Origin of the sequence: Psychrobacter sp. HII-4 (assembly GCF_904846595.1) — a bacterium.
Classification (GTDB): domain Bacteria; phylum Pseudomonadota; class Gammaproteobacteria; order Pseudomonadales; family Moraxellaceae; genus Psychrobacter; species Psychrobacter celer.
Window position 1 is genome coordinate 68,475 of the sequence record NZ_CAJHBJ010000001.1, and the last position, 19,801, is coordinate 88,275.

The following is a 19,801-nucleotide window of genomic DNA, read 5'->3' on the forward strand; positions in this document are numbered from 1 at the left end:
GCAAGGTATGGTCGAATCCAAATAAATCAGATACGCGGCTATTAGATCGCTCACTGTATCGGTATCGAAGATTGGCTATCGTTTGGACTGATATGGATTACTCCTCAACCCACTCGCCATTGCGCCAGTACACACCCCAACGCGTGGCTTTGCCGTTTTTTTCAGAGCCGATATATTGCTCTTTTTTCTTACGTGACCAGCGCAGTATCGTTGGATTGCCATCTGGATCTTCATCTGGCCCGTCAAACAGATACTGGAATTTATCTTCCATCTTATCCTTGATAGGTCGCAGCTCAGCCAGCTTGGGCGCACGAGTTTCTCGCACTTTTGGGAACTTTGAGGCGGCGAGGAACAGGCCTGCAGCGCCTTCACGCAAGATAAAATAGTCATCATGCTTGGTTGATTTGAGCTCTGGCAGATGAATCGGATCCATACGCGGCGGTGCAGCTTCACCGGTTTTTAGCACTTTACGGGTGTTGTCACACTGCTGACAGGCAAAGTAAGGGCCAAAGCGTCCGGTCTTTAGCTCCATTTGTCCATCGCACTTATCACAATCAATGGTTGGCGCATCTGAGCCTGGGACTTCAAACTTACCTTCTTCTAAGATATAACCGTCGCAGTCAGGATTGTTACCGCAGATATGCAGTTTAAGGCCGCCATCGACGATATAGCCGTTCATCGCTGTACCACATTTGGGGCAGCGTTTTTTCTCCATCAGGTCTTTGACTTCAGCGGCCTCATCATCTGTGTCGCCATCGTCAAGGCTGGCAAACGCTTCGACTGGCATGAGGTTCTTAGTGCCTTTACAGCGCTCTTTTGGCGGTAAGTTATAACCCGTGCAGCCTAAAAACACCCCCGTCGAGCCGGTACGCAGCTGCATTGGACGCGAGCATATATCGCAGTGTACGTCTGGCACATCGGTCGGGTCATTGGGGCGCATGCCGTCTTTTTCTTTGGCGCGCTCAAGCGTCTTTTTAAAGTCGCCATAAAAGTTATCTAGCACATCTTTCCAGTCTTGATCGCCTTCTGCGACGTGATCTAGCTTGTCCTCTAATGCGGCAGTAAAGGTATAGTCCATTAAGTCTGGGAAGCTGTCGGTCAATCTATCGGTGACGATATCGCCCATTTTTTCAGCAAACAAGCGCTTGTTTTCAAGCTTGACATAGCCGCGGTCTTGAATGGTGGAGATGATAGAGGCATATGTCGATGGACGGCCGATGCCTTTTTTCTCCAGCTCTTTGACAAGGCTGGCCTCGGTATAGCGCGGTGGTGGCTTGGTAAAGTGCTGGCTTGGGTCGAGCTTATCTAGGGTCAACTGATCGCCTTTTTTGACATCAGGCAGTAGCGTATCGTCCGTCTTGGCAGGCGGCATGACTTTGGTATAGCCATCAAACACCATGGTACGGCCGCGGGCTTTTAGCTCGACATCGCTTGCCGCCACAAGTAAATTCACCGATAGATACTTTGCTGGCAGCATCTGACAGGCGACGAACTGACGCCAAATCAGCTCGTACAGACGTATGGCATCGCGCTCAACGCCTTTGAGCTGGGTGGATTTCATATGGACATTAGATGGGCGAATCGCCTCATGCGCCTCTTGTGCGCCTTGTTTGTTGCCATAAAAGTTTGGTTTTTCTGGCACATATTTATCGCCATAGCTGTTTTCGATATAGCCACGCACAGCTGCCAAGGCATCACCAGACAAAAAAGTCGAGTCGGTACGCATATAGGTAATGTGCCCCGCCTCATACAGGCGCTGCGCCAAAATCATGGTCTTCTTCACTGAAAACCCTAAGCGTGTGCTGGCCGCTTGCTGCAAGGTTGAGGTAATAAACGGCGCACTCGGACGCGACTGCGTGGGTTTTTCTTCACGCTCTTTGACGATAAAATCGCTGGTTTCGAGTACTGCTAAGACTTTATCGGTCTGCTCTTTATTGGCCAGCTTAAGCGTTTTGCCGCCTTGTTTGGTCGCCTCTAGGCGAATCGAGCTTTGCTCAGCATCTGTCGGTTTTTTGGCATTACTAGCAGTAACGTGGGTATCGGCATGGATCTGCCAGTATTCCTCTGGAATAAAAGCGCGAATCTCATGCTCACGCTCGACCACCAAGCGCATCGCAACCGACTGCACACGCCCCGCCGACAGACCACGTGCGATTTTTTGCCATAGCAGCGGCGATACCATAAAGCCGACGACACGGTCTAAAAAGCGCCGCGCTTGCTGGGCGTTGACACGGTCGATATCGAGCTTTGATGGCTCTTTAAACGCATTTTGAATGGCGGATTTGGTAATCTCATTAAAAACCACACGCTGGTATTTGCTATCAGGGCCGCCGATGACTTCTTTTAGGTGCCAAGCGATGGCTTCCCCTTCTCTATCCATATCCGTGGCCAGATAAATTTTGTCAGCGTCTTTGGCCAGTGCCTTTAGCTCTTTGATGACTTTGGTTTTGTTTGGCAGCACTTCATAGACGGCCGCCCAGTCATGCTCTGGATCGACACCCATACGGCGCACCAGTGCTTGCTGCGCTTTTTCTTCTTTGCTCAGCGTCTCATCTTTTTTGGCAGCGGTTGTCTTTTTTGCACTTTTACTGGCACTAACGGGCAAATCACGGACATGACCGATACTTGAGCGTACGATAAAGTCATCACCAAGGTATTTATTAATGGTTTTTGCTTTGGCGGGTGACTCGACAATCACCAACGACTTGCCTTTTTTTGAGCTATCGGTCGAGGATGCTTGAGTTTTTTTGGTTGTGGTTTTTGCCATATGTGACGACACCATAATATAAGTAGATGAAAAGTAGGTTTAAATTCAGCAGCATGGCAATTTATGGTAGCTAAGTATATTCGCTCAGCGATTTATTGTAGTAATGGCTGCCAATAAAAACGGTTATGAAACAAACACTAACCATAATACAAAGCGCACGTTATAAAGACGTTACACTGCTAAGTATTAAGCTGTCAACTGCAAATGACTGAGAGTTTGCCAAAAGTGCTTGCATATTGCTATTAAATGGAGACGAAAAATTGCTTTACCAGCTTTAGGGATTTTTTTGCATTTGTCGCGCCCATTTGTCTAGGTTTGCCTTTAGGACTAATAGATCAGTCTCAATCATTTTTTGTTGATAGGCGGGGTTGGTCGCTGGACGCACATAGGCGATATCTTCCCAGTAAATCACGATGCTATTGGCTTTGGTCAACAGCCCTTTGACAAAAGGCTCGATGCTCGAAGGCAAGTCCAGCGGCGCTTTATCCAAAGCAAAGTTGGCCGGTTTGATGACAGGCTTGCTATGAGTCGCGCGAATCGCACTTGGCACCACAAGCTTGCTGTCATCTGCACTCGTATCGACAAAGCTACTATCTGGTCGCCACTGTCCATCAATCACTTGATAGCGCGCATGGGGCAGCTGGATATCGTCCAGTATGAGGCAGTACTGCCCAAGCATGCCGCGGCCATACTCGTTGTCACGGCCTTTGATCCAATCAGGGCAACTGACTAGCTTTGGGTTGAGCTGCAAGCGGCGCGCTGTCATGCGCAGCTTATCCAAACGTTGATCAATACCGTTCGGTTTGAGCGCCATCATACTCCCTAACACAAATAGTACAATGATAACGCCGATCAATATTCCCATGATGGTGTGGCCTTTTGACTAAAAACAATGATATGAAAAATATAACGCTCACCGCTGGCGGCTAAAAAGCGCGCAGATAGACACTTATAATGCGTATCAACGCCTAAAAGTCAAGCAAGCCATACACAGTAGCCGCAAACGCTTGTAGCGCGCCTCCGTGCTATCACTCTTATGGATTCACTGGTATATCAATTACTTATCGATATACAAAAACACCAATACTCACAAGATACAAAAAGCTGGTGGCGCTAAAAGGTGCTATGATAAACCATAATTTTAAACGCGCGCAGGTTTATTATGAATTATCTTCTTCAGCAAAACTCATCGAGCACCGCGTCACGCCGCAAAGTCGCCACGCTAGCAAGCGATATACAAACCAGCCGAGCAGGCCTAAGCTTGGCGATGATAGGCACGGCCGTGCTACTATTATCAGGCTGCGCCACGACCCAGAGCCTAACGCCGCAGCAGTGTCAAGCCAGCAATTGGCAGGAGGTCGGCTACGCAGATGGTATCCGTGGTCGTTCTGGCGCGTACTTTGGACACTATACCAATCAGTGCGCAAGCGTCGGCGGTGCGATGCCCAATCGCATCCAATGGGAGCAAGGGCGCCAGCAAGGCCTAAAAACCTACTGCACTGAGCTCAACGCCTATAAGCTGGGCCGTGAAGGCTACGACTGGCAGCCTGTTTGTCCGTTGGAAGGCATTGAAAAGCTAGAAGAAGCCTACTCGCAAGGGCGCTACTATTATATTCGTCAGCGCGACCTCGACTATTTGCGCACGCCTTATCCATTCGGCTATGGATTTGGACGCTTTGACTATGGTTATCGTCCTTTTGGTTACGCTTGGTAATAGGGTCTACCAAACCCAAAATACAAAATAAAGGAAACCTCGCAAGGTTACCCGAGCGAGGCTGGAGAAAGCATTTATTATTTTGATTTTTCTTATTGTTGTTTTGGTGGTTTTTCTGTTGATCAGCGCACTGCTACTTTTTGCCAATCTGCTGCTATAACTGCCCGTTTACCCGCACTTTATACCGCCTACTTTATATGACCTACTTTATATAGGCTACTCATTGACAAAGGCTATCTTGGTCAGTCCTGCTTGGCTAGCGGCGGCCAGTACTTGTGCCACGGTATCGTACTTGCTGTCTTTGTCAGCACGTAGCTGCACCGAAGGGTCCTCGCCTGTTGCACTTTCCTCTTGTAGTCTCGCCTCTAGCGCGTCCATACTAATCGGATCGCTGTCCCAAAATATGCCCGCGTCTTTATCAATACTGATTTGAATGGCTTTTGGTGGCGGCTCAGTGACTGCTGCGCTGGTTTTTGGCAAGTCCAATGGTACCGCTGGATTGAGCACCGTCGCCGTCAATAAAAATATAATCATCAATACCAGCATGATATCAATCAGCGGAATGAGGTTCATCTCATTCATACTCTGACTATCATCATCACCCAGTTGAAATGCCATAATTTCCCTCGATATACTGCTTTCAATTCGTTTGGTTATTCACGCTACCACTTACATTCATTACCTAATCACTACCCTCATCAGTTTTAATGACCTTGTTAGAGGGAAGCCATTATCCCTGTAATGGGGCTGAGTTGCGATAGTGCGCGGTGTGCTGTGCGTCTTTTTGAGTGTCCTGCTGATCTTTTGCCACCTGTGCGGCGGGTACGGTACTTGGACGGCTATTGGTCGCTACCTGCTTAGCAGATGTCGCCAACAAATCATGGGCGCGGTCATTGGCACGGTACATCACTCGGCGATTGATACGCACCGAGAGGTTATAAAACACCACCGCTGGGATGGCAACGGCGATGCCAAGGCCTGTCATAATCAGCGCCTCACCGACAGGCCCTGCCACTTGTCCGAGTCCTGCCTGTCCGGTCATACCGATATTGTGCAGCGCATGAAAGATGCCCCATACCGTCCCAAATAGCCCGATAAAAGGCGCAATCGCAGCGGTCGTGCCAAGGATAGGCAAGCCGCGCTCACTGGCAAAGCGGTAGCGGCCGATATGCTTGAGCAATGTCTGCTCGGTGACTAGGCGACGCTGCGCGGCATCACAGCCGGCCAGCTCAGGCTGCTTAGCGGTAAGCTGCTGACTCAAATCGTCTGCGACAGTAGCGGCCAGTTTTCGGCTTTGTAGTACGCGAATAACCCCCGTCACCCAAGAGACGATAGACAAGATAAATAGCAAAAAAAACAAGGTTTTGGTCACCATGTCGCTGATTTGCCAGTAATGCATAAAGTCCATGCCAGACTCCTTAATGTTTAATATCATCCTATGATAGCGCGGCGTATATCACAGCTCGCCTTATCATAAAGAATCATAGAATTATAAATATCTTTTAAAATTAATGAGATGAGTTCAATAAAATGCGCGCTAAGGTACAGCGTAGCTAACTGTTAGTGTTACATTGCCCACCACGGGCACGCCATTTTGTGTAAAGGGTGTAAACTTGCCAGAGCGAACTTGACGCTGCGCTGCATTATCCACCCTTGGGTTGCCTGACGGCTGCGACACTCGCACACTATCGATGCCGCCTTGCTTGTTGACCCTCAACACCAACACCACATTAAACGTATCACCTGATCGAGCATTTCGAGCAGCACGCTTAGGAAAGCTCAATCTCGGCGGCGATGCCCAATCAGCATTACTGGCAGTAAAGTTCACTGGCGTATTGCTTGCTGCAGCTTTTGCTTTGGCTTGTGCCGCAGCCTCAGCAGCTTCTTTAGCCGCTTGCTCTTTAGCCGCTTTCTCTGCTGCCAATCTCTCAGCCTCTTGCGCTGCTGCTCTATCACGGGCTTCTTGCTCGGCCTTCTGCTGTTCTTGCTCTCTAATACGACGCTCCTCGGCTCTGCGACGCTCCTCAGCTTTGCGTTGTTCATCAGCCGCTTGGGTATCGAATTTAGGCTCAGTTGCCGGTATTTTTGGCGCTTCTGTTTTAATGATATCAGGCTGCTTTTCTATTACTTTTTTAGGCGGCGCTGCTTTCTTCGGTGGCGTTGCTTTAGGCGGTTTTTCTTTGATAACCGGCTCTTTGATCGGTTTTGGTTGAGCCTTGACGGTAGGCGCGGCTTTAGGTTTTGGCGGCGCTGGCTGCACTTTTGGCGCCTCCTCCTCTACCACGGCGACAGGCTCTTTTTGCGGCAATGTCACAAGCTCTATCTCAATGGGCGGCGTTTGGATTTTTGCTTCTACTGGTTTTTCAGGCGCTTTCATCGCCACTAGCGCAGCGACAGTCAAGGCATGAAGGCCGACGACGACCACGGCAGCGGCGAGCGTCTGTTTGGGAGATGGCGCGTCTAAAATCGTTGAACTCATAACACTCTAATATTCAGTGACCGAGGTAGAATGATGTAGATGATAGTGCAAACGATAATTATTATCAATAATAAATTGTGTTAATTTTATTAGACAAGCCTAAATCAGTCGCACCCGATAAAAACGTGCTTGTTTTATTTGTAATTGGCAACACGTTAATAAAAACCATTATCATTTATATTGATAATAAGTCTCAATTAATTTATCATGACCGATTATCTATCCGATAAGACCGCTTGAGTACACTTAACTTACAATATCAACATCAACGAGCGCTTGGATAGTGAATGTACGAATGATAATAATACCGCTGAGCATCGTCCTGCCTATCACCCTATGTGATACATCCTGCAAGACCAGCTCTTTTTTTTATATGAGCCGTGTGGTGACTGTGATGGTTTTCAGACCGTCGTTGATGTTTTACAAGCTGATTACTTTGTCTATACACCGCTCACCCAGCTGATTTACCGAGTTATTTATGTCTACTACTGTATTATCCAACCGCCTCTCTAGCACTTTTTTTAAACGTCCCTTATGGACGGCGATGGCCACCGCCCTTGCCGCGACGATCAGCGTGGCAGGCTGCAGCTCTCCTGAGTCCAACGACTCAGAGCCTGCGGACGCTCAGACCGAAAACCCAACCGCTGACCATGCCGAAAACGTCGCCAATAACGATGCTGTCTCGACGCATACCGTTACTGTCGATACCGCCAGAGGGGATATCGATCTGGCAATGAATCCATCGCCATTGGTCGTCTATGACATGACCTTGCTACAGGATTTGGCGGCGCTGGATGTGGCTGTCGATGGGGCGCCAAGTGACCTGCCTTTAGACAACTTGCATTCAGAGACGCAGCCTGAACCAAAAGAAGTGGGTACTTTATTTGAGCCTGATCTTGAGGCTCTAAACGCCATGCAGCCACAAGCGATTTTAGTCGGTTCGCGTATGGCGGAAAAATACGATGAGCTCGCAAACATCGCGCCAACCCTAGATATGACTATCGATACGGCTAATATCTATGAGTCCAGCAAACAGCGTTTGCATGATTTAGGTGCACTATTTGGTAAAAGCGCGGAAGCGGCCAAATTACAAAACGATATTGACAGCCTAATCACAGAGGCCAAAGCTGTCACCAAAGACAGTGGCACCGGTCTGGTGGTGATGGTCAATGGCAATAAAATGTCTGTCTATGGCGCTGACTCACGCTATGGCTTTATTCATAATGTCGTCAATGTGCCGATCGCTGACGATCAAATCAAAGACGGTCGTCATGGTCAGCCGATCTCTTTTGAATATCTACAAAAGACCAACCCTGATTGGCTATTCGTCGTCGATCGTAGCGCCGCTATCGGTGAAGACAGCGTGGGTGCCAAAGCAGTCTTAGACAATCCGCTGGTCGCCCAAACCACCGCGTGGCAAAAAGACCAAGTGGTTTATCTAAGTCCAGATTCTTATCTCGCCTTTGGTGGTTATTATCAGTGGATACAAGATCTGACCACGATAAAAAATGCGTTTGCAAGCGCAAAATAAACGCGGCAACCATACCAGCTATTTTTTGACCTATTATTTAATGAGCCAGTAGCCGTTATGTCGTTATTTTCATCGCGTGCCCAGACCCGCGCCAATAGTCTTGAGGCCAGTCCCGCTTTGTCCACATCATCACCTTGGCAAAGCGGCAGCAAGGCTCTGAGCCACACGCGTCGGCATGCGGCCCTACCGCCATGGCTTATCAACACAGCTAGCCTCATCATGATGGGGCTTTTGGTGTTATTAAGTTTGTCCATTGGGGTGGCGGATTTTTCATGGTCTGGTATTTTTCATAGCCTCATCAACCATAGCGCCAACTCAGACAGCTCGTTGATGCTGGTCAGCCGCATACCGCGTACCATTGCCATTATTTTGACCGGTGTCTCCATGGCGGTGGCAGGGATGATCATGCAAGTAGTGCTAAAAAACCGCTTTGTTGAGCCATCAATGGTAGGGGCCACCCAAAGCGCAGCACTGGGTTTATTGGTCGTCAGCTTGCTGTTTCCTGCCAGTGCGCTACTGGTCAAGATGAGTGTCGCCACCATTGCGGCAGTCGGTGGCATGATGTTATTTATGCTCCTTATCCGCCGCATACCGCCAACAGATTATTTGATGATCCCGCTCATCGGTATTGTATTTGGCGGGATCATTGAAGCGGTGACGACCTTTATTGCCTATCAGACCGAGACGTTACAGATGCTCAGTGTTTGGCAATTTGGTGACTTCTCTGGCGTTTTGGCAGGGCGTTATGAGCTGCTATGGCTAACGGGTGCGCTGTGCGTGCTGGCTTATATCATCGCTGATAAGCTAACCATCGTTGGGCTAGGCGATAATATCGCGCTAAACTTAGGCATTAGTAAGCGGCAGGTCACTTGGCTTGGCGTCGGTATGGTGGCGATGATGAGCGCGGTCGTGGTAGTCACAGTCGGGATGATTCCCTTTATTGGCTTGGTGGTGCCAAATATCGTCAGCCGACTGATGGGCGATAAGCTGCGCCGTAGCTTGCCAGCTGTCGCGCTACTGGGTGCATCGGCAGTATTGCTCTGCGATATCATCGGGCGCTCTATCCGCTACCCCTTTGAAGTGCCGGTCGCCACGGTGTTTGGTGTGGTCGGCACGGTGCTGTTTTTATGGTTGTTATTGCGCGCGCCTGCTGAGCGATAAGGCGTTTTGTAAGTAATAAGGCACCTCATAACAATGTAACGCATAATAACGCATCTGGCCATCAAGCAGCTGACTCACCACCATCGACCCTTTTCTTTATTTACTCGTCCTGTTGTCTGCTTAGATAAGCGTGGCGTTGTTACTATTACAGGTAGCATAGTAGGATTTACGTATGTTTTCATCGTCTAAGCATGGCTCTATAACTGGCCGCTCTACAAAGACTGACTCAGCGAAGCGTCGTTTAGAAAATAATAATTTAAATAACGAGCACCACGCAGCCCCCTCTAGCCAGAATCGCTTGGCTCAGCTTTGGGCATGGATCAGCAACCATCCAAAATCGATTGCCGCTGTTATTTTACTGGTCTCGATGACGCTATTTTTGACGCTCAATGTCAATGGTCATTGGGATTTTGCCCTACCACTACGAGGTAAAAAACTGCTGGCGCTCATGGTGGTCGGCTATGCGATTGGCGTATCGACTCTGCTCTTTCAAACCTTAACACACAATCCTATTTTGACCCCTTCTCTACTGGGCTTTGACTCGCTTTATGTTCTACTCCAAAGCTTATTGGTGTTTTTTTTGGGGGCGATGAGCTTTACCAGCATCAATCCTATTGCCAAATTCACCCTTGAGATTGTCCTGATGTTTGGCGCGTCGTTATTATTGTTTCGAGTGCTGTTTTCAAAAAGCAGTCAGGATTTGACGCGGCTGATACTGGTGGGCGTTATCTTTGGGGTGTTGTTTCGCAGCTTATCAGCACTGATTGCGCGCCTGATTAACCCCGATGATTTTGTCGTGGTACAGTCGGCCAGTTACGCGCAGTTTAATACCGTCAACCCGCAGCTATTGGGGATTAGCTTTATTATTTGCACCATTAGCGCGCTGTGTATTTGGCGGTGGCGTTATCAATGCGATGTCTTGATGCTGGGTAAGGCGCAAGCGATTAATTTGGGCATTAATTATCAACGCCTCGCATTTGGGCTGTTGACGGTCATTGCGGTATTGGTCGCCACCGCCACGGCACTGGTCGGGCCGGTGACTTTTTTTGGCTTGCTGGTCTGCGCCTTGACCAATCGCATCGCACGGCATATGTATCATAGCGAGCGTTTGATATTGGTCAGTTTGGTGGCGATGATTTGTTTGGTCCTCGGTCAGACGCTGTTTGAGCAAGTATTGGGTATGGCGGGAGTGTTATCCGTGGTGATTGAACTGGCGGGCGGCTTGGTGTTTTTGCTACTGATATTTGTGACCCAGCGGCGTTGATGACATGTCGTATTAACCTATATAAAAATCATAAACTATTTAAAACTGATTAAAATTTATCTAAAAAATAAGAATTATTATGATTAAACTCGATAATATCTCCCACCATATCGGCAAACAACAAATCCTACATGACATCAGCTTGTCCTTACCAAGCGCCCAAGTCATTGCCCTAATCGGCCCCAATGGCGCGGGCAAATCCACCTTATTTTCGGTCATGGCGAGGCTACAACCGCTACAGTCTGGGAAGGTGATGTTTGGTGAGCATGATATTGTCAGCTGCCCTGCGCGCACTTTGGCTAAGACGGTGGCGATGCTCGGGCAAGACAACCAAGTGCAAGGTCGCCTGCGCGTGCATGAGCTGCTGATGTTTGGGCGCTACCCGTATCATCAAGGACAGCCGAGCGCACAGGACGAGCAAAAAGTACAAGAAGTGATCGCGCGTTTTGAGCTTGAGCACTTAGCCGAGCGTTTTTTATCGACGCTCTCTGGTGGTCAACGGCAACGCGTGCTGATTGCGATGATTGTCTGCCAAGACACGCCGTATCTACTGCTCGATGAGCCGCTAAACAATCTGGATATGTACCATGCAGGGCGTCTGATGCGTGAGCTGCGCGAGCTTAGCTGCAGTCAGCAAAAAACCGTGGTCATCGTCCTACATGATATCAACCAAGCCGCGCAGTTTGCCGATACTGTGGTCATGATGAAAACTGGCCAAGTGATGGCGGTTGGGCAGCCTGTCGATGTCATCACTAAAGATACCATGAAAGACTTATATAACGTCGATGTGACGGTACTTAACCATCAAGGTCGGCCAGTGATTGTCGATACATTGTTATAGTTAAGCAGGACTGTGGCTACGTCACCTTATAACCCTAATGCAGCATCTTCGCGTTTGACGATTTTATGCTCATCTTCATTGCTATTAAGTTTCCAGTAGCTAGAGATATAAAGATGACTCTTAGCCACTTCTTTTTGTTTGAAGTACTGACGCAGCGCTCGCATACTATTGAACTCGCACGCCGCCCACACTGCCACCTCACCAGCCGGCCAGCCTAGCGTCTTAATACGCTCAAGAATGGGGTAATGACTGCTGCTTGCTTCGGCATTGATTACCCACTCAAGCGTTATATTCTTCGGCTTTTGTAGCGGCTGGATATCATCCTCACTCAGCACCTCGATGACGGCATAGCCCTCGGCATCCTCGGGCAGCTGTGCTAAGTTTACCGTGATGGCGGGCAGCGCGGTCATGTCTCCCGCCAATAAAAACCAATCCGCCTCGTGATTGATAAGCTTTTTGGCACCAGGCCCACCGATCAAAATAGTATCACCGACTTGGGTGGTTTTAGCCCAATGTGAGGCAGGGCCTTCAGCGCCTTTGTGATTGAGACCATGCAAGACAAAATCGACATCGATTTCATCGTCACGTTGCTGGATAATGGTATAAGTGCGCATGATGGGCTTTTTTCCTGCCTCCCCTGCAAACATCAGTTTGATATAGGCGCTTTCTTGATCTGCTGGGAAGTCTTGCATGCCCGCTCCACCAAGTGTAATGCGGCGCATGTTTGGGGTGATATCGGCAATGCCTTTTACTTCTAATACTCTTGGGTTAGGTTTGGTCATTTTTTATCCTTTTATTATCATTTTAACACTTTGACATGTTTGTGCTTTAATTATGCAATGACTGCGACTCAGACATACTTTACCTCTAGTAGCAATCGTAAAAAAGCCAGCTCTCATACAAAGACAGCTGGCTTTTAGATATTATCAATAACAGTTAGATTAGAATTGATAGGTCAAAGAGGTTTTGATATTACGACCCATCTCAAAATCTGTAGCCGTAGCATCAGCCGTATTTAAGCGTGAAGCGTGGCTGGCATAAGTCTCATCAAATAAGTTATAAACCCCAACGGTGGCTTTTAGACCATCAAACTGACGTGGTGAATAGTTCACATACACATCGTGCACATCATAGCTTGGCTTAGTCTCACCTTGATTATCAGTAATAGATGCCACATAAGTACTGCGCCAGCCTAAATCAACCATATCATTAGCTGCATAATCTAAGTTCACCATGTAGCGATCGCCTGAGTCGGCACCGCTGCCACTCACTGATGGGATGCTATTGCCTGTCTTATCGCCTTCGCTACGAGCACGTGAGTAGCTCAGCCCCATACCAAAGTCACGAGTAGTGTAGTTAGCAGCCAGCTCAACACCATCTATTTTATAGTCTTCATCACTGTTGAACATACCTTGACAGTCACCGCCTATCGCGCCGGTCTCACAGTCAATCCCAAATCTACCAGGGCGACTACCTGTACGCATAAACTGCTGATAGTTTTCGATATTAGATCTAAAGTATTTTGCACTCAATTGTAGCGCATCATCAGCAGTGGTTAGATCGCGTAGCGTGGTGGCCACACCTACCTCAGAGTTATAGCCTTCTTCTGGCTTAAGGTCATCATTGACATAAATACCTTCGCCATTGCTGTTAAAGACAGTTTGGCCTAAATCTGGGCCATTAAACAGCTCTGTGTAGCTGGCAAACACTTGCGTACGCGGCGCAACCTCGTAGCTGGCTGCTAGCGCGCCAACCACATTGTCGTAAGTAGAACCGCCCGCCACAAATTCAGGAGATTCATAGCGGTCGTAGCGTACACCTGGTGTCAGCGTCAGTTTGCCTATTTGCCATTGGTCTTCTAGATAGACTGAGGTGTTATTGGCATCATCATTCGCAGTTGCAGAACCATCGCGTGCCATCTCTGACTCTTTTTCGTAGTGCTCGGCGCCTACGATTAGCTTATGACGACCGTTATTTGTGTCAATAACACTGGTATTTTCAATCTTAACACCTGTGGTTTTTACTTTTGCATCAAAATCAAAGTTGCCTACGTCTTCAGAATCACGCAGAATCTGCGTTTCTGTTTGATAAACGGTGGTATCAACGTCAATGAGTGAGTTTGCTGGATTAAAGTTATGATCGAGCGTATAAGTATCGCGCTTTATTTCTTGTGGGATTACATCAAGACCACGACTGTTAGGAAGACTTGGAAAATCTGGACGGAATGGGAAAACACCTTCTTTTTCGGTACGGCTAAAGCTTGCACCGACATGATGATCGTCACCAATATACGCGCCTGCTTTTAATAAGATGTTTTCGCTCTCACTGTCCTCATAAAGCTCACGGCCGTCGCCATCTTCACCAGAGTCGGTATCGCGCTTGCCATAATAAGCCAATAGGTCGATATTGTCTGTTGGCGCACCATACACAGTCGCTGACGTAAGTAGCTCATCATTATTACTGGCATAACCTGCCTTTAGTTTTGCGCCGATCTTTTGACCGGGCTTTAATAAATCTGCAGCATCTACCGTTTCAAACGCGACCGCGCCGCCGATGGCATCATTACCCAGCGTGACTGAGTTATTACCGACCGCTACCTCAGCTTGTTTTAGCAAGTCAGGATCAAGAGTGACATCGCCCATATGATAAAAGAGGGCACCTTCTTGACGCGCGCCATCGACGGTGACTTTAAGATTAGTATCGTCAAGACCACGCACTCTGATACGCTGATTCACCGTTGAGGTACCACCGACCTCGACTCCAGGTATCACATCCAAAAAATCACTTAAGTGGCTTGCCTGCGCTGCGGGCGTATAGTTGTCGATATAGACTGAGTCTTCTTGTACATTTTCACGTACTGAGGTGTTTGCCGTGACGGTAATGGTCTGTAGCGTAGTACTTGGCATGTCTTCTGCTGCCGCACTAGCCGCCTGCGTCCACAATATGGCTGCCACGCCCATAGATAATACGGTTAATTGATTGGATGAGATTGGTAACTTTACTTCACGCATAACACACTCACTTTGATGACGATCAATATTAAATTTTAGCTGTGACTGTAGCCTGTCCGGCATTTATCAATGCATTGCTATATCGCCACATTGACAAACACCAAGACGCTACAGCATGGCTCAAATACGAATAACATTATGAATATTAATGATAATTGTTAGCATTTAAATAATGACAGGCATCATAACCAAGTATTAACAATTTGGCAATAATGAATGTGAGAAATTAAGCGTTTTAATGATAATTTGTAAAGGCCGTCGAAAAACCTAAGGGAGGAGGATGTCGGTTGACGTATCAACATCATAAACCAATATCATAAAAAGATAGGCGGATACCTTGTTTTTCTTGTACTACTGTACTAGAATTCTGAAACAAGAGCCATTGTTCTGTTATTTATTATCTGACTGATTATTATAAGACGACATACTATGAGCACCAACCCTTATCACAGCTTATTACAGCATTTGGCAAACTGTCCTGATAGTGCGGATATCGAGGCGTTGTTTCGCGCGCTGCTGACAGAAAAAGAGCAGCAAGAGATTGCCAATCGTATACGCATCTTTGATTTGCTGGCGCGCGGCGTGACCCAGCGTGAGATATCTGAGCAATTAGGGGTTGGTATCGCCACTGTCTCGCGCGGCGCCAAAGCGATGCAGGCGCATGACGTCAGCGCTTTATTGGCGACGCATAGAGAAAATGCGTAAGCGATTAGCCATTATATCAATTTTGCTTAGTATCAATTTTGCTTAGTATTAATTCTGCCTATCTCTATCTGACACCTATCTAACTCACTTTGGACATCACTATGACACCTACCCTACAGCACAATCCGCCTGCGGCGATTGAGATTCCCAGCAAACCGAAACGCATCAAACTCACCCAAGATATCGATTTTTTTGCGTTATTTAAACGTATTGAGCGTGCTTTTGAGACCTGCTATCTGCTTGAATCACTGGGCGAAGATGGGCATATGGCGCGCCACCATGCCATTGGTTTTGACCCTGTGATGACCATTGCCGCTATTGACCGCACGACTTTGGCAATTACTGATAATCAAACCGCCAAAACCCAGCACTATCAAACGGACAACCCTTATGAGCTTCTACGCAGCATCACCCCGCAGCACGTCATCGCTCGTGATCAGACAGGCGGACTGGTCGGCTACTTAGGTTATGACAGTGTCAATTTTTTTGAGCCAAGTCTCAATGCAAAGGCAAGCGACGATTTTGAACCCTTTAAATTTGGCGTCTATCTCGATGGCCTAACGCTTGATAAGATGACCGGTGAGATTTTTTATTTTTATTACCCGACTGCTCAGCAAGACAATCGTATCGAGCAAATCAAAGCCTTACTTGAGGAGCCAACGCCTAACTATGAGCCGCCCTCGGTTGAGTTTTTGGCTGATGGTATGAGCCAAGATGAGCATGCGCGCGCTGTCATGCAAGTCAAAGAAGACATCATCTCTGGGCGTATCTTTCAGTGCGAGGTGGGTTTTAAATCCAAATATCGTATCGCCGGTGATAAGATACCGATTTATGAAAAGCTGCGGGCAGTCAACCCGTCACCGCACATGTACTTTATGAAATTTGCTGAGCAGTGCATCATTGGTGCCTCCCCCGAGCTGCTGTTTCGCTTGCGACAAGGTGAGATGGAAACCTATCCACTGGCTGGCACCGCCAAACGCGGCGTCGATGTCGCAGAAGACCGTCAGCTTGCCCGCGCGTTGCTAAATGATGCCAAAGAGATCGCCGAGCACAATATGCTGGTCGACTTACATCGTAACGATATCGGCCGTGTCGCGCGCTTTGGTACGGTAAAGGTGCGCAGCCTGATGGACATCAAGCGCTTCTCACATGTTCAGCACATTTCCTCTGAAATCGTTGGGATTTTGCACCCTGATGAAGATATGTTTAGCGCGCTTGCCAGCAACTTCCCTGCCGGTACTTTATCAGGTGCGCCAAAAGTCGAGGCAATCAAAGTCATCAACGAGCTAGAGCCTGATGGCCGCGGTGCGTATGGCGGCGCGCTTGGCTCGTTTAATTTTAATGGCGATTGTATTTTTGCCATTCCTATTCGTAGTCTATTTATCAATGGTGAGTCCGCCTACGCGCAAACCTGCGGCGGCAATGTCTACGACTCCAACCCTGCTGATGAATACTTAGAAATCCAGCGTAAGCTCTCTGCCATGAAAGTGGTATTAGACAGCTTTATGACCGCCTAAACCCCTCTCTACTTCAGCAAAGAGTGATGATTTATGAATGTTTTGATTATCGACAACTACGACTCGTTTACCTTTAACTTATATCAATATATCGGCGAGATCTTGCAAACCATGGAGGATGATAAAGACGGCGCTAGCGCTGCAAACGTCATTGTCAAACGCAACAACGAGATCACCTTGGCTGACGTACAAGCGATGAATCTGGACCGCATTATCATCTCACCTGGCCCAGGCGCACCTGATGATCCTGCTTACTTTGGTATTTGTGCAGAAGTCATCAAAATCATGGGAAAAACCACGCCGATATTGGGCGTCTGCCTAGGCATGCAGGGTATCGCCCACGTATTCGGCGGCGATGTGATACGAGCTCGCGTACCGATGCATGGCAAAGTCTCTGCCATTCGCCATGACGATGCAGGTGTTTATCAAGGCTTGCCACAAGAGGTAGAAATCATGCGCTATCACTCGCTTATGGTAAAGGCGGATACGCTACCTGACTGCTTAACCGTCACTGCTGTCGTTGCCAATGACGCCCATCATCACTTGAGCCTGACAGAGGCGGCGCTCGCAGGCGATGAGATAATGGGACTTGCCCACACCGACTATCCGATTCAGGGCGTGCAATTTCATCCAGAGTCATTTGCCACAGAAGGTGCCAAACGCTTGCTAAGCAATTTTTTACTGCAAGTTTAAATCATGCAGCCCAAATAAATCGACTTTTAAGTTTAACGGACTTGTGTTAGTCCTTCATTAACGCTTTAATGTTAGACTGAAAACAACAAACAAAAGGCAGCCTTTAACAAGGTTGTCTTTTGTTATTTCAGCATAGTAATGAGTGATGAGCAATAGGCAACGAGCACCAAGTCAAAAAAAAGCGCCATTAGCTTAAAGACTGATACAGCTTATTGTTTTAATTTTCTAGAAAATAAAATAGAGAGCGATATGGCACACACCGAGAGCGCGATGACAGCGCGGCAGTCATGGATAGGCACCATTCAAATCATTAGTGCTGCAGTCTGTTGGGGCACGCTTGGGATATTTTCCACCTATCTAAACCAGAGCGGCTTTAGTGGCTGGCAGATTACTATTTTGCGCATCGTGAGCGCCGCTTTTTTGGTGCTGGTCATGCTACCAACGCTCTGGCCCCATTTGATTAAGCTACGTCCAAAGCAGTGGCTGGGGCTGGCACTGCAGTCCTTGATAGGCGTGCTTGGTATGTCGCTCTGCTATTTTTTTGCCGTCATCTATGTCGGCGCTGGCCCTGCGGTTGCTTTGCTATATACCGCACCAGTGTTTAGCCTGCTGTTTTCTGCGGTGTTATTGCAGGAGCCTATCACTCGTCAGTCAGCGCTACTTGCCTTAGTTGCAGTATTTGGGGTGGGTCTGACGATGGCAGGAGATGGCGCGCAAGTCAACTGGGGTATAGGGTTAGGACTATTAGCAGGGGTGTGTTATTCGTTATATGGTGTGCTTGGCAAACGCGCGATGCATTATGCCCACCCTGCCCCGTTGGTGTTTTTTACCTCGATTATCATCAGTGCTGGGGTACTGCTGTTGTTGCCTGAGACGTATCGTACTTACGGGCAGTTATCCACCTTACCGCTGGCCACCTGGGGCTACGCACTGGGGCTTTCCTTGATTGGTACGGTAGTGCCATTTGCGCTGTATATGAAAGCATTAGAGAAACTGCCTGCCACGCGCGCATCGGTCTTTACTATCTTTGAGCCATTGACCGCCATTGCTTTGGCGCTACTGCTCCTGCATCAGGCGCTTTCATGGATACAATATATGGGCGTGGTGCTAATTTTACTGGCAGCTTTATTAAATGCCATGTTAAATGGTACGACTACGCGCGTACCAAGGTGGCTCAGACGGCGACCAAAACCTTTTTAACAAAATAAAAGCCTCAGTAAAAAAATAGCTTAAAAACAAATAAAGCCCCAACCATGATGTTATCGTTGGGGCTATTTTTTGCATAAAGGCTTATTTAAAAGTAGTGAATTTGCGCCAGACAGTATCTATTGCGCCCCATTACTGCTCGATACGCTGCAAAAACGCTTGCGTACGAGGATGGGTAGAGTCTTCAAACAGCTGCTTGGCGCTGCCCTCTTCGACCACATGGCCACCCTCAATCAACACCACATGATCGGCCACATCACGAGCAAAGTTTATCTCATGGGTCACCACCACCATCGTCCAGCCCTCACTTGCCAGCTGCTTCATGGTGCCAAGTACGTCTTGTACCAGCTCCGGATCAAGCGCTGAGGTCGGCTCATCAAACAATAACAGCGACGGCTCAATGGCCAAAGCGCGGGCAATGCCGATGCGCTGCTGCTGCCCGCCCGAGAGCTGAAACGGATACAGATCGGCTTTGTCCGCAAGCCCCACCTTATCAAGCAAGGCCAGCGCCTGCGTACGCGCTTGGGCTTTGCTTTGCCCTTGTACCACCGTCGGCCCAAGCATTAGGTTCTCTATCGCTGTTTTATGCGGAAACAAATTATAAGACTGAAACACCATGCCAGACTTACGCTGCAGTGCCAACAAGGCTTTTTTCTTAGGCTTGGTGGCAAAGTCGACCGTCAAACTACCGTCTTCAAAAGCAATAACGCCCTGATCGGGTATCTCCAGCGCATTTAAGCAACGCAAAAACGTGGTTTTGCCCGACCCTGACGGCCCAAGTATCACCACCACCTTGCCTTTTTCGATGGTCAAGTCGATGCCCTTTAGCACTTGATTGTCACCAAAGGCTTTGTGAATATTACTGACTTGAATCATAGAGGTTTCCGTTTACAGATGAAAAGCTAGCAGTTA

Annotated in this window: 17 protein-coding genes; 9 read left to right on the top strand and 8 right to left on the bottom strand. The window is 48.1% G+C overall.

Features of this window, described 5'->3' with window-relative positions; translation table 11 throughout:
- Positions 1–97: 97 nt before the first annotated feature.
- On the bottom strand, positions 98–2,767 hold the full coding sequence (gene topA / locus JMX98_RS00300; RefSeq protein ID WP_201583507.1) for a type I DNA topoisomerase: 2,670 nt from the start codon (positions 2,765–2,767) through the stop codon (positions 98–100).
- Positions 2,768–3,041: 274 nt separating this feature from the next.
- Positions 3,042–3,632, bottom strand: coding sequence for a hypothetical protein (locus JMX98_RS00305; RefSeq protein WP_201583508.1), 591 nt, complete (start codon positions 3,630–3,632; stop codon positions 3,042–3,044).
- 297 nt (positions 3,633–3,929) lie between these two features.
- On the opposite strand from JMX98_RS00305, the gene JMX98_RS00310 reads away from it, so the two are divergent.
- Positions 3,930–4,481, top strand: a complete 552-nt coding sequence (locus JMX98_RS00310; RefSeq protein WP_227679898.1) for a DUF2799 domain-containing protein — start codon at positions 3,930–3,932, stop codon at positions 4,479–4,481.
- Between the two features lie 216 nt (positions 4,482–4,697).
- Here JMX98_RS00310 and JMX98_RS00315 read toward each other — a convergent pair whose 3' ends face one another.
- The 3 genes from JMX98_RS00315 to JMX98_RS00325 all read right to left on the bottom strand — a co-directional run bounded on the left by JMX98_RS00315 (position 4,698) and on the right by JMX98_RS00325 (position 6,960).
- Positions 4,698–5,099 carry an ExbD/TolR family protein gene (locus tag JMX98_RS00315; protein ID WP_201583509.1) on the bottom strand — a complete coding sequence of 134 codons (402 nt, stop codon included), beginning with the start codon at positions 5,097–5,099 and terminating at the stop codon, positions 4,698–4,700.
- A gap of 112 nt (positions 5,100–5,211) precedes the next feature.
- A complete protein-coding gene (locus JMX98_RS00320; protein WP_201583511.1) occupies positions 5,212–5,889 on the bottom strand; it encodes a MotA/TolQ/ExbB proton channel family protein in 678 nt (225 codons plus the stop codon).
- Positions 5,890–6,018: 129 nt separating this feature from the next.
- Positions 6,019–6,960 (bottom strand): energy transducer TonB, encoded by a 942-nt coding sequence (locus JMX98_RS00325; RefSeq protein ID WP_201583513.1) that lies wholly within the window; start codon positions 6,958–6,960, stop codon positions 6,019–6,021.
- A 478-nt stretch (positions 6,961–7,438) separates the two neighbouring features.
- On the opposite strand from JMX98_RS00325, the gene JMX98_RS00330 reads away from it, so the two are divergent.
- The 4 genes from JMX98_RS00330 (at position 7,439) to JMX98_RS00345 (ending at position 11,757) form a co-directional block, all read left to right on the top strand.
- A complete protein-coding gene (locus JMX98_RS00330) occupies positions 7,439–8,491 on the top strand; it encodes a siderophore ABC transporter substrate-binding protein (protein ID WP_201583516.1) in 1,053 nt (350 codons plus the stop codon).
- A 219-nt stretch (positions 8,492–8,710) separates the two neighbouring features.
- On the top strand, positions 8,711–9,652 hold the full coding sequence (locus tag JMX98_RS00335) for an ABC transporter permease (RefSeq protein WP_227679943.1): 942 nt from the start codon (positions 8,711–8,713) through the stop codon (positions 9,650–9,652).
- Positions 9,653–9,824: 172 nt separating this feature from the next.
- Positions 9,825–10,916 (top strand): iron chelate uptake ABC transporter family permease subunit, encoded by a 1,092-nt coding sequence (locus JMX98_RS00340; RefSeq protein WP_201583518.1) that lies wholly within the window; start codon positions 9,825–9,827, stop codon positions 10,914–10,916.
- Positions 10,917–10,995: 79 nt separating this feature from the next.
- The gene (locus tag JMX98_RS00345; RefSeq protein WP_201583527.1) at positions 10,996–11,757 is read left to right on the top strand and encodes an ABC transporter ATP-binding protein; all 762 of its coding nucleotides are present in this window, start codon (positions 10,996–10,998) and stop codon (positions 11,755–11,757) included.
- A gap of 26 nt (positions 11,758–11,783) precedes the next feature.
- Here the strand turns inward: JMX98_RS00345 and JMX98_RS00350 are convergent, their stop codons facing one another.
- Complete coding sequence (locus tag JMX98_RS00350; RefSeq protein WP_201583530.1) at positions 11,784–12,539, bottom strand: siderophore-interacting protein; 756 nt, start codon at positions 12,537–12,539, stop codon at positions 11,784–11,786.
- 159 nt (positions 12,540–12,698) lie between these two features.
- Positions 12,699–14,768, bottom strand: coding sequence for a TonB-dependent receptor domain-containing protein (locus JMX98_RS00355; RefSeq protein WP_201583533.1), 2,070 nt, complete (start codon positions 14,766–14,768; stop codon positions 12,699–12,701).
- A 429-nt stretch (positions 14,769–15,197) separates the two neighbouring features.
- On the opposite strand from JMX98_RS00355, the gene JMX98_RS00360 reads away from it, so the two are divergent.
- The 4 genes from JMX98_RS00360 (at position 15,198) to JMX98_RS00375 (ending at position 18,883) form a co-directional block, all read left to right on the top strand.
- Positions 15,198–15,473, top strand: a complete 276-nt coding sequence (locus JMX98_RS00360) for a Trp family transcriptional regulator (RefSeq protein WP_100749829.1) — start codon at positions 15,198–15,200, stop codon at positions 15,471–15,473.
- A 101-nt stretch (positions 15,474–15,574) separates the two neighbouring features.
- Positions 15,575–16,990 carry an anthranilate synthase component I family protein gene (locus tag JMX98_RS00365; RefSeq protein WP_201583535.1) on the top strand — a complete coding sequence of 472 codons (1,416 nt, stop codon included), beginning with the start codon at positions 15,575–15,577 and terminating at the stop codon, positions 16,988–16,990.
- A gap of 33 nt (positions 16,991–17,023) precedes the next feature.
- Positions 17,024–17,683, top strand: coding sequence for an anthranilate synthase component II (locus JMX98_RS00370; RefSeq protein ID WP_201583538.1), 660 nt, complete (start codon positions 17,024–17,026; stop codon positions 17,681–17,683).
- A 249-nt stretch (positions 17,684–17,932) separates the two neighbouring features.
- Positions 17,933–18,883 (top strand): DMT family transporter, encoded by a 951-nt coding sequence (locus JMX98_RS00375; RefSeq protein ID WP_201583541.1) that lies wholly within the window; start codon positions 17,933–17,935, stop codon positions 18,881–18,883.
- A 138-nt stretch (positions 18,884–19,021) separates the two neighbouring features.
- On the opposite strand, the gene JMX98_RS00380 is transcribed toward JMX98_RS00375, so the two are convergent.
- Positions 19,022–19,765: an amino acid ABC transporter ATP-binding protein gene (locus JMX98_RS00380; RefSeq protein ID WP_201583545.1), complete on the bottom strand. Its 744-nt coding sequence runs from the start codon at positions 19,763–19,765 to the stop codon at positions 19,022–19,024.
- Positions 19,766–19,801: the final 36 nt, after the last annotated feature.

Coding starts and splice junctions, on each gene's coding strand:
- JMX98_RS00365 (WP_201583535.1), top strand. CDS start 15,575: ATGACACCTACCCTACAGCACAATCCGCCTGCGGCGATTGAGATTCCC.
- JMX98_RS00350 (WP_201583530.1), bottom strand. CDS start 12,539: ATGACCAAACCTAACCCAAGAGTATTAGAAGTAAAAGGCATTGCCGAT.
- JMX98_RS00355 (WP_201583533.1), bottom strand. CDS start 14,768: ATGCGTGAAGTAAAGTTACCAATCTCATCCAATCAATTAACCGTATTA.
- JMX98_RS00330 (WP_201583516.1), top strand. CDS start 7,439: ATGTCTACTACTGTATTATCCAACCGCCTCTCTAGCACTTTTTTTAAA.
- JMX98_RS00360 (WP_100749829.1), top strand. CDS start 15,198: ATGAGCACCAACCCTTATCACAGCTTATTACAGCATTTGGCAAACTGT.
- JMX98_RS00320 (WP_201583511.1), bottom strand. CDS start 5,889: ATGGACTTTATGCATTACTGGCAAATCAGCGACATGGTGACCAAAACC.
- JMX98_RS00370 (WP_201583538.1), top strand. CDS start 17,024: ATGAATGTTTTGATTATCGACAACTACGACTCGTTTACCTTTAACTTA.
- JMX98_RS00335 (WP_227679943.1), top strand. CDS start 8,711: ATGATGGGGCTTTTGGTGTTATTAAGTTTGTCCATTGGGGTGGCGGAT.
- JMX98_RS00375 (WP_201583541.1), top strand. CDS start 17,933: ATGGCACACACCGAGAGCGCGATGACAGCGCGGCAGTCATGGATAGGC.
- topA (WP_201583507.1), bottom strand. CDS start 2,767: ATGGCAAAAACCACAACCAAAAAAACTCAAGCATCCTCGACCGATAGC.
- JMX98_RS00305 (WP_201583508.1), bottom strand. CDS start 3,632: ATGGGAATATTGATCGGCGTTATCATTGTACTATTTGTGTTAGGGAGT.
- JMX98_RS00315 (WP_201583509.1), bottom strand. CDS start 5,099: ATGGCATTTCAACTGGGTGATGATGATAGTCAGAGTATGAATGAGATG.
- JMX98_RS00340 (WP_201583518.1), top strand. CDS start 9,825: ATGTTTTCATCGTCTAAGCATGGCTCTATAACTGGCCGCTCTACAAAG.
- JMX98_RS00310 (WP_227679898.1), top strand. CDS start 3,930: ATGAATTATCTTCTTCAGCAAAACTCATCGAGCACCGCGTCACGCCGC.
- JMX98_RS00380 (WP_201583545.1), bottom strand. CDS start 19,765: ATGATTCAAGTCAGTAATATTCACAAAGCCTTTGGTGACAATCAAGTG.
- JMX98_RS00325 (WP_201583513.1), bottom strand. CDS start 6,960: ATGAGTTCAACGATTTTAGACGCGCCATCTCCCAAACAGACGCTCGCC.
- JMX98_RS00345 (WP_201583527.1), top strand. CDS start 10,996: ATGATTAAACTCGATAATATCTCCCACCATATCGGCAAACAACAAATC.